This is a genomic window from Geobacter psychrophilus (genome assembly GCF_056821595.1).
Genome location: NZ_JBXDTU010000004.1, coordinates 1,034,786 through 1,047,754, shown reverse-complemented (window position 1 = coordinate 1,047,754; position 12,969 = coordinate 1,034,786). Strand labels below are relative to the sequence as shown.

General features: G+C 53.7%; 14 protein-coding genes. 6 read left to right on the top strand and 8 right to left on the bottom strand.

Annotation, left to right across the window (positions count from 1 at the left end):
- Positions 1–4: 4 nt before the first annotated feature.
- On the bottom strand, positions 5–283 hold the full coding sequence (locus ACOCF6_RS07200) for a PilZ domain-containing protein (protein ID WP_482459709.1): 279 nt from the start codon (positions 281–283) through the stop codon (positions 5–7).
- Between the two features lie 78 nt (positions 284–361).
- On the opposite strand from ACOCF6_RS07200, the gene ACOCF6_RS07195 reads away from it, so the two are divergent.
- Together ACOCF6_RS07195 and tpx are read left to right on the top strand one after the other, a co-directional pair.
- On the top strand, positions 362–1,039 hold the full coding sequence (locus ACOCF6_RS07195) for an NUDIX hydrolase (RefSeq protein WP_482459708.1): 678 nt from the start codon (positions 362–364) through the stop codon (positions 1,037–1,039).
- Positions 1,040–1,112: 73 nt separating this feature from the next.
- Positions 1,113–1,628: a thiol peroxidase gene (tpx, locus tag ACOCF6_RS07190; protein WP_482459707.1), complete on the top strand. Its 516-nt coding sequence runs from the start codon at positions 1,113–1,115 to the stop codon at positions 1,626–1,628.
- Positions 1,629–1,668: 40 nt separating this feature from the next.
- Here the strand turns inward: tpx and ACOCF6_RS07185 are convergent, their stop codons facing one another.
- From ACOCF6_RS07185 to ACOCF6_RS07170, 4 genes are all read right to left on the bottom strand, one after another.
- Complete coding sequence (locus ACOCF6_RS07185) at positions 1,669–2,244, bottom strand: flavodoxin family protein (protein WP_482459706.1); 576 nt, start codon at positions 2,242–2,244, stop codon at positions 1,669–1,671.
- Positions 2,245–2,258: 14 nt separating this feature from the next.
- Positions 2,259–4,424: a heavy metal translocating P-type ATPase gene (locus ACOCF6_RS07180; RefSeq protein WP_482459705.1), complete on the bottom strand. Its 2,166-nt coding sequence runs from the start codon at positions 4,422–4,424 to the stop codon at positions 2,259–2,261.
- A gap of 75 nt (positions 4,425–4,499) precedes the next feature.
- On the bottom strand, positions 4,500–5,552 hold the full coding sequence (locus ACOCF6_RS07175; protein ID WP_482459704.1) for an AI-2E family transporter: 1,053 nt from the start codon (positions 5,550–5,552) through the stop codon (positions 4,500–4,502).
- A gap of 7 nt (positions 5,553–5,559) precedes the next feature.
- Positions 5,560–6,015, bottom strand: coding sequence for a UPF0158 family protein (locus ACOCF6_RS07170; RefSeq protein ID WP_482459703.1), 456 nt, complete (start codon positions 6,013–6,015; stop codon positions 5,560–5,562).
- A 58-nt stretch (positions 6,016–6,073) separates the two neighbouring features.
- Here ACOCF6_RS07170 and ACOCF6_RS07165 point away from each other — a divergent pair, with 58 nt between their 5' ends.
- Complete coding sequence (locus ACOCF6_RS07165; RefSeq protein WP_482459702.1) at positions 6,074–6,841, top strand: UDP-2,3-diacylglucosamine diphosphatase; 768 nt, start codon at positions 6,074–6,076, stop codon at positions 6,839–6,841.
- Here ACOCF6_RS07165 and ACOCF6_RS07160 read toward each other — a convergent pair whose 3' ends face one another.
- Together ACOCF6_RS07160 and ACOCF6_RS07155 are read right to left on the bottom strand one after the other, a co-directional pair.
- Positions 6,842–8,227 carry a penicillin-binding transpeptidase domain-containing protein gene (locus ACOCF6_RS07160; RefSeq protein ID WP_482459701.1) on the bottom strand — a complete coding sequence of 462 codons (1,386 nt, stop codon included), beginning with the start codon at positions 8,225–8,227 and terminating at the stop codon, positions 6,842–6,844. It abuts the gene before it with no gap.
- A 94-nt stretch (positions 8,228–8,321) separates the two neighbouring features.
- Complete coding sequence (locus ACOCF6_RS07155) at positions 8,322–9,350, bottom strand: LOG family protein (RefSeq protein WP_482459700.1); 1,029 nt, start codon at positions 9,348–9,350, stop codon at positions 8,322–8,324.
- Between the two features lie 303 nt (positions 9,351–9,653).
- Between ACOCF6_RS07155 and ACOCF6_RS07150 the strand changes: the two genes are divergently transcribed.
- The 3 genes from ACOCF6_RS07150 (at position 9,654) to ACOCF6_RS07140 (ending at position 12,471) form a co-directional block, all read left to right on the top strand.
- Positions 9,654–11,240 carry a SurA N-terminal domain-containing protein gene (locus tag ACOCF6_RS07150; protein WP_482459699.1) on the top strand — a complete coding sequence of 529 codons (1,587 nt, stop codon included), beginning with the start codon at positions 9,654–9,656 and terminating at the stop codon, positions 11,238–11,240.
- 10 nt (positions 11,241–11,250) lie between these two features.
- Entirely contained in the window at positions 11,251–12,141 is an 891-nt protein-coding gene (locus tag ACOCF6_RS07145) for a phosphoribosylaminoimidazolesuccinocarboxamide synthase (RefSeq protein WP_482459698.1), read from the top strand.
- Positions 12,142–12,291: 150 nt separating this feature from the next.
- Positions 12,292–12,471 carry a Rho termination factor N-terminal domain-containing protein gene (locus ACOCF6_RS07140; RefSeq protein WP_482459697.1) on the top strand — a complete coding sequence of 60 codons (180 nt, stop codon included), beginning with the start codon at positions 12,292–12,294 and terminating at the stop codon, positions 12,469–12,471.
- A 69-nt stretch (positions 12,472–12,540) separates the two neighbouring features.
- On the opposite strand, the gene ACOCF6_RS07135 is transcribed toward ACOCF6_RS07140, so the two are convergent.
- Positions 12,541–12,948 carry a bacteriohemerythrin gene (locus ACOCF6_RS07135; protein WP_482459696.1) on the bottom strand — a complete coding sequence of 136 codons (408 nt, stop codon included), beginning with the start codon at positions 12,946–12,948 and terminating at the stop codon, positions 12,541–12,543.
- Positions 12,949–12,969: the final 21 nt, after the last annotated feature.

Genomic DNA, 12,969 nt, shown 5'->3' with positions numbered 1-12,969 from the left:
GATACTACTCTTCCGGTGAAGGGATGAATTCAAAGGCAATCCCGTCTGCAGCCGTCCTGATAACGCGTCCCCTGAGGATGGGCGCGTCCTGTCCCATTACCTGGGATGTCAGCTGGAGCTCCATGATTGTGTCAGGTGGTGGCGCAGCTTCAAAAACAACCATCAGGAATGCACCACCATCGCTAAAATCCTTGGTGACACCTACCCGTTGCGCCTGGCCCGGCCAGGTGACACGAATTTCAAGCGGAACCTCAAAACGTTCATGTTTTCTATTCTCGGGCATGATACGGTGCCTTTCACTCTAGATTGTGACCTTGAAAAAAAACGTGACGGAATCTCTTTCGAAACTTGATGAAGCCGGATGGCAGTATGTTTTTGCTTGACGTTCGAACCGCATTTCGTAAAGGATGTGCTCAAAACATCTGAGGACAAGGCCATGATTCCCGGACAGCCGCATAACCAGCATTCACTGCTGGAGGTCGCAGAACATTTCAGCCGCCACAGGCTGAAAAAACAGTATGCTGAAGGGCGCACCCGTGCCGCAGTGGCGATGATTCTGCGCGAATTGCCCGGCGATCTGGAAATCTTGTTTATCGAGCGTGCAACCGATGCGAGAGATCCCTGGTCCGGGCACCTGGCATTCCCTGGCGGAAAGGTTGAACCGGGTGAGCAGGCCCGTCAGGCCGCTGAACGGGAGACCCGGGAAGAGATCGGTCTTGACCTGGGAACGGAGCGCTACCTCGGCCGGATGTCCGATATCATCGGGGCCAATCTTCCTGTCCGGGTGTCGTGTTTTGCCTATGGGGTCGTGACGCCTGCGCTTCAGCCGATCATGAACCCGGAGGTGCGGGATGTCTTCTGGGTCAGGCTGTCGGATATTCTCAGGCCGGAACTTAACCAGACCGCAACAGTCGGTTTTTCAGGCACAACACTGAACGTGCCGGCAATTGTGCTGCCGCAGTCCGATAAACCGGTCCTGTGGGGGCTTACCTATCGGCTTGTCATGCAGTTTCTGGAAATAATCCGCATCCGTACATAGCCACTGGTTGCATTTTCCCGAGGAAGTCGTACACTACCGCAACAAAGGCATAACTTCAGAGGAGGTATACAGTATGAGCGAACGCTCCGGTATTATCACATTCAAAGGCAACCCATTTACCCTGCTCGGCCCCGCATTAAAGGTCGGTGACAAGGCCCCTGACTTCGCCCTGGTTGACAACGGTCTGGCTCCGGTTACGCTGGCAAGTTCAGCCGGCAAGATCAGGATCATCAGCGCCGTGCCATCGCTGGATACGCCGGTCTGCGACACCGAAACCCGCCGTTTCAACCAGGAAGCCGCCGGACTGCCGGGTGACGTGCTTGTTCTGACCGTCAGTCTGGACCTGCCCTTTGCCCAGAAACGCTGGTGCGGAGCTGCCGGCATCGATAAGGTCATCACGTTGTCAGATTACCGGGAACGTTCCTTCGGTCAGAATTACGGCGTACTTATCAAAGAGCTGTTGCTGCTGACCCGGGCCATCTTTGTGGTAGATGCCAATGACACGATTCGATACATTCAGATTGTTCCGGAAGTGACCAGCGAACCGGATTACGCTGCGGTCGTCAAGGCGGTGCAGGAACTATTGTAAGCGATTGCCGTCGGGGTGGGGGCTGCCTCACCCCGATATCCTAGCCCGCGATTTTCTTCAGCAGCCAGGCCATATTCTCTCCCAGCACCTTCATGGTATTGACACCCTCTTCATCCTGTTCCACATCACCTATGTTGCGTCCGACCCCGACGTTCCAGTAGTTGGAGCCAGGAATGATCATCTGGCCGATGGTGAAAAAATAATTGATGGTATCGAATACATTGATGGCACCGGCGCGTCGTTCAGCCACGACAGCTGCTCCGGCCTTGCGCCTGAACATGTCCCCATTGGCGCGGGAAACCATGCCGCAGCGGTCGATCAAAGCCTTGGTCTCGGGAGTCAGGGCCGCAAAATAGGTCGGTGAACCTATAATGATCCCGTCGGATCCCAGCATCTTTTCAATACAACTGTTGGTGCAATCGTCGTTCAGTGCACAGCGCTTGTCCTTGCGTTCAAAACACTGGTAGCAGGCAATGCAGCCATGCATCAGCTGTCCGCCGACCTGGACCATCTCGGTTTCGATGCCTTCATTCTGCAATGCCGTGAACACGTGATTGATCAGGATCGAGGTGTTGCCTGCTGCGCGGGGACTTCCGTTGAATGCGGTGACTTTCATGTGGTATCTCCTGGTTAGAGTTCGTGTTTGATGCGTTTTAACATCATCGAATTCAGAACCACCGAAACCGATGAAAATGCCATGGCCAGGCCGGCGTATTCGGGTTTGAGTGTGATTCCATAGCGAGAGAGCAGTCCGGCTGCTATCGGGATGCCAAGGATATTGTACACCAGTGCCCAGAACAGGTTCTGTTTGACCTTGCTCAATGTTGCCCGGCCGATGGTGATGGCCCGGACGACGTCCATCAGGTCGTCACGCATCAGCACGATATCGCCGGTTTCCTTGGCCACATCCGTGCCGCCGCCGATGGCGATACCGATTTCGGCCTGGGCCAGGGCCGGAGCATCATTGATGCCATCGCCGACCATCCCGGTGATCATGCCGCGCTGTTGAAATTCCTTGACGACTTCCTGTTTGCGGGCCGGCAGCACCTCGGCTTCGAAGCTGTCCACACCGGCCTGTTGTGCCACAATTTTGGCAACATCGGCGTGGTCGCCGGTGATCATGCAGGTACGGATCCCCATGCGCCTGAACTCTTTGACTGCCATAGCCGAATTGGCTTTGAGGGTGTCGCCAAAGGCTGCCATACCCACCAGCTTTGTGCCGACGGCGACGAAAATCAGTGATTTGCCATCTGCTGTCAGCTGCTCGGCCTTTTCAGCCAGCGCGCTGCAGTCGATGCCGGCTTCTTCCATCAATCGTTCATTGCCGACCGCCAGACGAAAACCTTCATAGCTGCAGGTGATCCCGTAACCGCCGCGCTCCTCGAAGTCATGGGCCTCTCCGGGTTGAATCCCTGCCTCTGTGGCGGCTGCGACCGATGCCTGGGCCAGAGGATGGCTGGAATGGGCTTCAGCTGTTGCCAGGCATTCCAGGAGTTTCGCCGGGTCGATGCTGCGTGACACCGGAAACAGATCGGTCATGATCGGGGTGCCGGTGGTCAGGGTGCCGGTTTTATCCAGGAGAAGCACCTGCATGTTTGAGATGGTCTCAAGTACCGATCCTTTTTTTACCAGAATGCCACAGCCCAGGGCGATTCCGCTTCCAACCATGATGGCGGTCGGAGTGGCCAGTCCCATGGCACAGGGGCAGGCGATCACGATTACGGCAATAGCATATCGGAATGCGGGTAGAAATCCGGCATGAAGGGCTGAAAACCAGATGAAAAAGGTTGCCAGCGCAAGAATGATGACAAGTGGTACAAACCAGGCTGATACAGCGTCAGCAAAACGCTGGATGGGGGCCTTGTCCCCCTGGGCGTCGCGCACCATCCTGACGATCTGGGCCAGCAGGGTTGCTTCGCCCACGCGGGTGGCCCGTACCCGCAGGACACCGCTCCTGTTGATGGTAGCTCCGGTGACGTTGTCCCCCTGATTTTTCCGGATCGGCATGGATTCGCCGGTGACCATGGCCTCATCAACCGTACCGCTGCCGTCGATGACTTCGCCGTCAACCGGAATTGTCTCGCCGGGCCGTACCAGTACCACATCACCCACCCTGATAATGGATGCCGGAACATCCTCTTCCCCCTTGTCCGTAACCAGCCGGGCCTTATCGGCCTGCAGATGCAGAAGCTTCTTCAATGCGTCGCCGGCTTTGCCGCGTGCACGTGCTTCCAGATACTTGCCCAGGCGAATGAAGGCAATCAGCATGGCCGATGTTTCGAAGAACACCTCGCGATGGGGCCCGAGCAGGCCGAAATAGGCCAGCAATGAATAAAAATAGGCTGCCGAGGTTCCCAGAGCAATCAGTACATCCATGTTGGCGCTGCGGTTTTTCAGGGCGGACCAGGCGCCGCGATAAAAGGTCAGACCGGCTGAAAACTGCACGGACGTGGCCAGAAGCAGATTCAGCTGCATGACGGCACGGTTGCTGTGCATGCCCATGGTGAGCATGATCGGCAGGGCGGCTGCCAGAGCGAAGATCAGCCAGTTGCGCTGGGTTTGCAGGTCATCGTGAGCGGCCGTTGCCGAGTCACGCATTTCTACCGGTGTATAACCGGCTGCGTGGACGAGAGCAAAGATGTTGGAGGGGGTAAGTCGTGCGGTGTCGAAACGGACATAACCGCTCTCGGCGGCGAGGTTGACGATGGCGGTTGAAATGGCCGGATTTTCCAGCAGTTTCTTTTCCAGTGTGCCTACGCAGGATGCACAGTGCAGGCCGCGGACACCGAACGTCAACTCTCCTGCAGGTTCCGGGGAAACATATGTACTTTCAGTATCCAATGGTTTTCTGACCTCTCATTTGACACTCGGTTACTGGTGGCTGAAATCACCCTTGATGGCATGCCTCCAGGTGATTTTGATGGCCGCGGCGATGGGTAGCGCCAGCAGAATGCCCCAGAAACCGAGCAATTCTCCCAGTGCCATGACCATGATAATGGTCACCAGGGGATTGAGATCCATTGATCTTTTAAATACCAGCGGCTTGACGATGTACCCTTCCAGAAAGTAAATCACACTGAATGCAATGGCGGTTTTAATCAGCACCGCTGCACTTTGATATTGAAACCAGGCGAAAAACAGCGCCGGCAGGATGGCGATGATCACGCCGATAAACGGCAGGATCGATGCAGCACCGGCAAATATACCGCAAAAAATCGGATGGGGGATGTTAATGACAAAGAGCGCCAATGATACCAGCAGGGCAACGATTATGGATACAATTACCTGGCCGCGCATATAGCCGCCGATGCTGCTGTTGACCTCCTGACCGATTCCCAGGATGATGTCGCGGCTCTGTTCCGGAATCCATGAAGCCAGGGTCTCGATGACGGTCTGCTTGTAGTACAGCATGAAGAACACCAGAATAGGCGAGAGGACAATGTTGAAAAGGTTGAAGAAAATCCGCCCGGCAAAACCGTATGCCCACGTGCCGGCCTTTTCGGCCGTGGTGTCGACATTGGCCGATACCTTGTCAAGCAGCCACTGGATCTCCTCCGAGCCGTAGCGGTCGGGAATGCGGGATTTCCATTCCATGGTGATCTGCTTGATCTTCTGGAGATACTGCGGCAGGTCGCGGAGAAAGGCGTCCCAGCTCATGGTAAATTTGGGTACCAGGAAAGTCAGGAAAAAAACGGTCAGAACGCCGAGCACAACGTAGAGCAGAGTCAGTGCCAACATGCGTTTCATGCCGCGCTCTTCCGCTTTTACCACCAGCGGATCCAGCAGATAGGCGATGATCCAGGAAAGCAGGAAACAGGAGATGGTGTGCTGCAGGGCGTACCCGGCTGCAGCCAGCAGACAGAGCAGCAGGATGGTGGCGATCAGTTTGCCGTAGTCGTTGCGGGGGTGATGCGTGTGGTGCATGAGAACCTCAGATCCGCAGTGAAGACATGCTGCCCGCCTCGACGGTAAACAGGTTGTTCTCCTCGAGCCAGTATTTTACCCTGCTTGTGACGAATTGGTCCTTCATTTCAAGTAGTTTTTCATGCTCATCGGGAAAGAAGGCCAGGATGTCAGTGCTGTTGCCGAAGGTTTTCCTGCCGCCCAATGAACCGCACAGGAGGTTCTTCAGGTCATTGTTTTCGATCGATCCAATGAAGCCGGTCATGATCTGTCGTTCGGTGCTGTAGTCAAAACGGGGGATTTCCAGAAAACGGTCTTTGTTGGTTTCGATCTGACGCCAGAAATCCTCATCTTCTAAGGCTGCGGAGATAAAAAAAACCTCGCCGGTGAAACGATCAAGAAAATATATGCGATCGCCGGTTCCGCTCGCAAAGGCGTCCATCAGTTCGTCCCAGGCAATTTCCACATTATGTACAAAAGCCATATCTGCTACCCTTTCTTCTCTATTGACATCTGCGGGGAGTGACAGCACAATCCCCGCCATGCGTACGATCTTTCTTGCCGATGCCCATCTGACTGCTCCTGATGAGCCCAATTACCGTCTTCTGCTGCAGTTTCTTCATGAGCTGGAAGGCAACACGGAAACCCTGTACATTATGGGTGACCTGTTCGATTTCTGGCTGGGCTTTCCCTCCAACCCGTTCAGGCAGTATGATGAAGTGCTGGATGCGCTTCAAGCATTGGTGAACAGCGGCTGTCGACTGGTGTATTTCGAGGGCAATCATGATTTTCACATGGGGCCTGTTTTCCAGCAGCAGCTCGGAGCTGATGTCCACATCGGACCAGCTGTCATGACTGTGCAGGGTCGTCGGCTGTTTCTCTGCCATGGAGACCAGATCAACCGTCGCGACCGGGCCTATCGCCTGTTGCGCCTGCTCCTGCACAACCGTCTGGCGGCCTTGGCCCTCAACTATGTACCGCCAGCGTTTGCGCTGCGGATCAGGGAAAGCCTGCAGCGCGCCAGCCGTGCCGGTTATCAGGCCAATCTCCGGCGTTGGGACTACCGGGATATTATCCGCACCTTTGCCCGTACCGTCCGTAAACAGGGTTGTGAGGGCCTGGTCACCGGACACTTTCATCTGTCCCTGTATGAAGAGCTCGACACCCCCCGGTTTATGGTTCTTTCCCTGGGAGACTGGATGGAGCAGTTCACCTATGGTGAGATGGCGGCGGGGAAATTGAGCCTGAAAACTTACCAGATTCAAGAGGGGTTGTATATCAGCAAGCAACCCGTTGCCGATCCCGCCTGATCACTGGTTGAAAAACTCTTCCAGCGCCTGTTCTCCTACCTGTGCCGATTTAATTCTCCATTTATCCTGATTGATTACCAGCGCCACCAGTGCGATGCGCGGATTTTGTGCCGGTGCAAAGGCGGCAAACCATGAATAATGTCCGCGTGGGTCACTGCCGTCTATGGATCCTGTTTTTGCGGCGATTGGAACGTTCAGCAGCGGTCGACCCCGTCTGTCATGAAAGGCCCGCCGGGACGTACCGCTCGTAACGGTGCTGGAAAGCATACGCGTCAGGGCCGTTGCTGTTTCGGAAGATACCAGACTTCGCAGCTCCTGTGGTACAAATCGTTCTTTATCGCTGCCTTTCCCGTCGGAGATGCTGTCGGTCAATCCGGGGACCATCATTTTTCCACCATTGGCGATCGCTGCCATCATGACAGCAGCGTGGAGGGGAGAAATCTTGACTTCATGGTCAAGACCCGCACCCATCAGCATGAGTTCATGGTTGCTCTGCGGTTCGGTTGCCTTGCTTTCCTTGACAGAGGTGCCGGGCAGCAATGACTGGTTGAAACCGAACCTGTTGGCACACTCCATGATCGATGCCTTGCCGGCGATGTCACAGGCCAGTCGCCCGTAGACGGGATTGATCGATTTTCCCATGGCATAGGTCACATCCAAACGGTTGTTTTTCCCTCTGGGGCTGATATCCCAGTAGCGCGGATTCTCCGAATACGAGTTGCCGCGGAATTCTATGACGGTCTCGGGAGTGATTTTTCTGCTCTCCAGGGCAGCAGAAGCTGTAATTATCTTGAATAACGAGGCCATCGGATACAGGTCAAAGTACGCGCTTTTCGACCAGGCCGGGTCGACGGAGGAATAGGATGTCATGGCGAGGATGCGTCCGCTGGCAGGTTCTATTGCAACAAACACCCCGTATGGGACCTGATACTGGGCCATGAAATCGTGAACACGTTTTTGCAGGTCACCGCGGACGGTGTAATGAAGTATATGTCCCTCTGCAGTCCTGGCTGTCAGCTGGTCGTCCGGACCGGCGGCCTCTTCGAGCAGGGAACTGGCTAGAACGAACGTGCTGACAGGCGGTTGCTTGGCTGCCTCGGCGACCTTGGGCGACGGAGTCATTTGTAAGCGCAGCCAGGACATCGATGTTGTGGACACGGAGGCTGCCTTCTTGAAAATCAATACGGAAACCGGTGTCAGTGCCAGTGCGATTGCCGTAAAAATCAGAAAATGCTTCAGCTGTTCGCGACGTTTACCGGTGGGATGTGAAAGGTGCGGAGAAGGGCGTTCTTCGGAGCGCATGATCTTTCTGTTGCTGCGGCCGAAGTCCAAAAAACCGAAGCCGGGAGTGCGTTTTTTTCGGGATAGGTGTTTAAGGTCCTGCATGGCATTCCAGGTAAAATGAGATGGTCGAACTATAAGGCATGGCCGGCCCCTTGTCAATGAATGAAGGGGGTGTCCGTCCGTTGGAAATCATTGATCAGAAGGTGTTGATGCGGTTAATGAAAGCGACCAGCAGTCCATAGTGGTGGTGGTCGAATAGTAATGAGATGCGCGGCAGTGCCGCTAGGTCCGGTTCGTCATGTTCTTCGGGGAACTGTCCGCAACAGCGAATCTGATCACCTGCTCCGATAAGTTCGGAGAACTCATCTTCCAGTGTTGCAATATTTTCGGGAGATAATGATTTGTTGAGACGTATAACAAGGCAGTTTTCAATAAAGCGTAAGGAGTGATAGACGCGATAAAATGTATCGATTACCTCGATCGCTTCTTGTTCATCCTTGGTAACGGTGAAAAGAGAAAAATCTTCACCGGAGATGAAGCCCTTTACCAGTAGGCTTTCTTTGACGAATTTGAAAAAACGTTCCCAATAGCCCTCATTGTCATCCACCAGTATCAGGGGCTTGGGTGATGTTTTGCCGGTCTGGATCAGGGTAAAGACCTCCATGGCCTCGTCCAGTGTGCCGAAACCGCCTGGAAAGACTGCAACTGCATCGGCTTCTTTGACGAAGGCGACCTTGCGGTTGAAAAAATATTTATAGGTAACCAGTCTTGGGTTGCGGTACATGATCGGATTGGGTTTCTGTTCAAAAGGGAGGCGAATATTGACTGCAAACGAGTTTTCGCTTCCGGCGCCTTCGTTGCCCGCCTGCATGATGCCGGGGCCTCCGCCGGTGATGATCATGTAGCCCTTGTCTGCCAGCTGGCGGCTGAAGCGGACGCATTTCAGGTACATTTCATCCTGTGGTTCCGTACGGGCAGACCCGAAGATTGTGACCTTTTTACGATTGCGGTAGGGGCCGAACACCTGGGCGGTATAGCGCATCTCCCGCAGGGTGCGATTGATCAGTTTCAGATCAGCCTGGTAGTCGGTTTCCTGGCCGATTTTAAGCGACGATATAATCATTTCGCGAATAATCTGAGGTTGATGGATGCCGCCGGCAGTCTCGATGAGTTGGTTGATGAGCTGGTCAACCTGGGGGTTTGTGCGTGAAAAGCTGAGTTCCATTGCGATAACCTCTGTTAGTAAGTTAGAAGTTTTTCTCTGCGTTCTGTCACAGAAACTAACTTCGTTAACGCACTTATCCTGTGTATCAGGGTTCGATGTTAAGGAATGGTCGTGCGGCGGACGGTAGCACAGGTAATGGTGCTTTGTAAATATGGAGTCGTTGCGCTGTTGCTGGGTGTGCCTGCGGTGCAGGGCTTTAAACAAGCGCTTGCAATCAACCGGAACGTATAGTAGTATTCGCCTTTCGTGCCGCATGTAGCGGCGCTTTACAAGAAAACCAAGCGATCAAGGAGCTACTCGGCTATGCTGGATCTTATGCGCAAGAAAAAGAACTCGATTATCATCAAGATAGTCTTTGTTATCATTGTACTCTCGTTTATCGGCACCATGTTCCTGGTATGGGGGGAAGGCAGAAGCGGCATGGGTGGAAGCAGCGGGTATGCCGCCAAAGTGGATGGTCGCAAGATATCTCTGGATGAGTACCAGAATGCCTACCAGCGCATACGAAACGTGTATCAGCAGATTTACGGACAGTCGCTGCCAGCAGAGATAGAGAAGACGCTCGGGTTGAAGCAGGTGGCCCTGGACGGTCTGATCGACAATCTGCTGATCATGAAGGAAGCCAAGGGCATGGGCATCAAGGTTTCCAAGGAAGATGTCACAAATGCCATAGCTGCCATGCCAACATTCCAGAAAGACGGTGCTTTCAGTTTTGATCTGTATCAACAGCTCCTGAAAAGCAATCGCATGACGCCCAAGGATTTCGAAGAAGGCCAGAAAAACGAATTGATCCTTAAAAAGACCCGCCAGGCGATCAAGGACAAGGTTGTGGTGAGTGAGGAAGACGCCCTGGCTCAATTCAAAAAGGAAAATGACAAGATCGACCTGGAGTATGTTTCCTATGCACCTTCCGATGTGATTGGTGAGGTCAAGCTGACTGAGGCAGAGCTGACTGAGTATGTGCAGAAAAACCAGGCCGAATTCAAAACGCCGGAGAAGATTGCCATCTCATATATCCTTCTGGATCCCGCTGCTCAGGCTGCCAAGATGACGGTGACAGAGGATGAAATCCAGACCTACTATCAGAAAAACATCGATAAATTCCAGGGAAAAGACGGCATCCAGCCGCTCAAGGATGTCAAGAATCAGGCCAGGGCTGCCGCCCTTCGTCAGAAGGCTGCCAAGCACTCTTTCGAGCTGGCCGCGGACACACTCTACAAAAATATCAAGTCCGGTGACCTGAAACTGGTTGCTGGTCAGCTGGGCCTTAAAATTCAGGATACCTCGCTGTTCGCAGCCAGTGCTCCAGCTGCAGCATTGGCCGGAGAGGCTGTTGTCATCAAAAAAGCCTTTGAGTTGAAACAGGGTGAGCTGGGTGGCCCGGTAGAGACCGCCAAGGGCATCTATATCATTAAAGTGAGCGAACGTAAGGAGTCGGTCGTACCGCCAATGGCAGAAATTAAAGCCGCTGTCGAGCAGAAGGCCAAGGCTGCCAAGTCTTTGGATCTGGCAAAAAAGAAAGCGGAAGATGCGGCCAAACAGCTTGTTGCCAAGGCAGCGCTCAAGACCCAGACCAGCGGCAGTTTCGGGTATTCGGCAAAGGGTGATGTGCCATCCATCGGAACCTCTCCCGAGTTGATGGATGCTGCCTTCAAGCTGACCTCCGCTGCCCCGGCAATCGGTACCCCCTTCAAGGTCGGCATCCGCTGGTATGCGGTGCGTCTCAAACAGCGCGTGGAAGCTCCCAGGGCTGATTTTGAAAAGTCAAAGGAAGAGTTGAAAAAGAGAATTCTGCCCAAAAAGCAGGAAGATGCTCTGGCAGCATGGATCAAGGAACGCAGGACCCAGGCCAAGATCGAAATCAACCCGGCACTGACCGCTGATAAATAGGAGAACGATTATGTCACAACTCGTAATGCAGACTGATTTTCCCGGCCTGAACCTGATCACCCGCGGCAAGGTGCGGGATATTTACGATCTGGGCGATACACTCTTGTTGGTAACCTCGGATCGTATTTCGGCGTTTGATGTCATCATGAACGAGCCAATACCGGACAAGGGTTTTGTACTGACCCAGTTCTCCGCATTCTGGTTTCGCCAGATGGAGGATATCGTCCCCAATCATATCATCTCGATGGATGTGGCTGATTACCCTGCCGTTTGTCAGCCGTATGCCGACGTGCTGAAGGGCCGCTCTATGTGGGTTAAGAAGGCTAAGCCGCTGGCTGCCGAGTGTATCGTTCGCGGCTATATTTCCGGCTCCGGCTGGAAGGATTACAAAGCCACCGGTTCCATCTGTGGTATCCGCCTGCCGGAAGGGCTGAAAGAATCCGACCGTCTGCCTGAACCCATATTTGCCCCTTCTACCAAGGCCGAATTGGGTACTCACGATGAAAACATCTCCTTTGAGCAGATGGCCGTCGAGTGTGGACGCGAATTGGCAGAACAGGCCCGTGACTATACCCTGAAGATCTATTCCCGGGCCCGCGACATCGCCGCTGCCAAGGGCATCATCATTGCCGATACAAAGTTTGAGTTTGGCGTGTTTGAAGGGAAGCTGATCATTATCGACGAGTGCATGACTCCGGATTCCAGCCGATTCTGGCCCCAGGACCAGTACAAGCCAGGCGGACCTCAGCCAAGTTTTGACAAGCAGTTCCTGCGCGATTACCTGGAAACACTTGACTGGGGCAAGACCGCCCCGGCCCCGCCATTGCCGGCTGAAATCGTCGAAAAAACAGCTGCCAAGTACCGCGAAGCGCTTCAGCGCATTGCCGGGATCAGCGTGTAGTTTCCACCGCAATCATCTGTATCCGGAAGGCAGGCCATAACGCGCCTGCCTTTTTTTTCGATTTTTTTAAACGAATACTTGAAATGCGGGAAAACAGCGATAAAATTATTCCGGTTCAATAATAGATTTTACGGTGAAATGGAGGACAATATGAAGTTGGATGAAATCAGGGAGATAGCAAAACAGCACAACATCAAGGCGGGCAAGATGAAGAAAGCAGACCTTGTGAGGGCTATCCAGCAGGCAGAAAACAACGCAGTCTGTTTTGAGACCGGTCAGTCGAACAGTTGCGGTCAGGCTGACTGCCTCTGGCGTGAGGATTGTGTCTGATACCTACAAAACAAAAAGGGTGACGGCGCATTCAGTACCGAAACCCTTTTTGTACGCCTTTTTGTACGCCTATACTGCCAGCGTCTTCAAAAACATCCCCAATTGCACATCAACGGTCGATATGTGGTGGATCAGCCATTTCAGCAGCAGGTTGTTGGTTTCCATAAGGTGATGAAGGGCAACCCCTTCACTGCTGATCTCCTGCTTGAGAAGTTTCAACCGTGCGACAAACGATTCATGCTCCTTTTTGTGGTTTTCGTAGCCGGGATAGTTGCGCAGCCGCTGAATGCTTTCCTCGTTGTTGAAATGCTTGACCACATACTCGTCCAGAAAATTCAGCAGCCGTGACAGCTCCTCCAGCCCTTTACCGGCTTCGCAGGCCTTCAGCAGCTGATCAAAATGCGACAGCAACTGCTTGTGCTGGTTGTCGATCTCTTCAATCCCGATTGAAAGTGAATCTCTCCAGGCAATTCCCATATGCAGCTCTCCCTTGCGATC

What these genes read in the sequence shown, in the direction of transcription:
- tpx (WP_482459707.1), top strand. Translation starts at nt 1,113, where the DNA reads ATGAGCGAACGCTCCGGTATTATCACATTCAAAGGCAACCCATTTACC.
- ACOCF6_RS07195 (WP_482459708.1), top strand. Translation starts at nt 362, where the DNA reads ATGGCAGTATGTTTTTGCTTGACGTTCGAACCGCATTTCGTAAAGGAT.
- ACOCF6_RS07145 (WP_482459698.1), top strand. Translation starts at nt 11,251, where the DNA reads ATGTCACAACTCGTAATGCAGACTGATTTTCCCGGCCTGAACCTGATC.
- ACOCF6_RS07160 (WP_482459701.1), bottom strand. Translation starts at nt 8,227, where the DNA reads ATGCAGGACCTTAAACACCTATCCCGAAAAAAACGCACTCCCGGCTTC.
- ACOCF6_RS07175 (WP_482459704.1), bottom strand. Translation starts at nt 5,552, where the DNA reads ATGCACCACACGCATCACCCCCGCAACGACTACGGCAAACTGATCGCC.
- ACOCF6_RS07165 (WP_482459702.1), top strand. Translation starts at nt 6,074, where the DNA reads ATGCGTACGATCTTTCTTGCCGATGCCCATCTGACTGCTCCTGATGAG.
- ACOCF6_RS07170 (WP_482459703.1), bottom strand. Translation starts at nt 6,015, where the DNA reads ATGGCTTTTGTACATAATGTGGAAATTGCCTGGGACGAACTGATGGAC.
- ACOCF6_RS07135 (WP_482459696.1), bottom strand. Translation starts at nt 12,948, where the DNA reads ATGGGAATTGCCTGGAGAGATTCACTTTCAATCGGGATTGAAGAGATC.
- ACOCF6_RS07150 (WP_482459699.1), top strand. Translation starts at nt 9,654, where the DNA reads ATGCTGGATCTTATGCGCAAGAAAAAGAACTCGATTATCATCAAGATA.
- ACOCF6_RS07185 (WP_482459706.1), bottom strand. Translation starts at nt 2,244, where the DNA reads ATGAAAGTCACCGCATTCAACGGAAGTCCCCGCGCAGCAGGCAACACC.
- ACOCF6_RS07140 (WP_482459697.1), top strand. Translation starts at nt 12,292, where the DNA reads ATGAAGTTGGATGAAATCAGGGAGATAGCAAAACAGCACAACATCAAG.
- ACOCF6_RS07200 (WP_482459709.1), bottom strand. Translation starts at nt 283, where the DNA reads ATGCCCGAGAATAGAAAACATGAACGTTTTGAGGTTCCGCTTGAAATT.
- ACOCF6_RS07155 (WP_482459700.1), bottom strand. Translation starts at nt 9,350, where the DNA reads ATGGAACTCAGCTTTTCACGCACAAACCCCCAGGTTGACCAGCTCATC.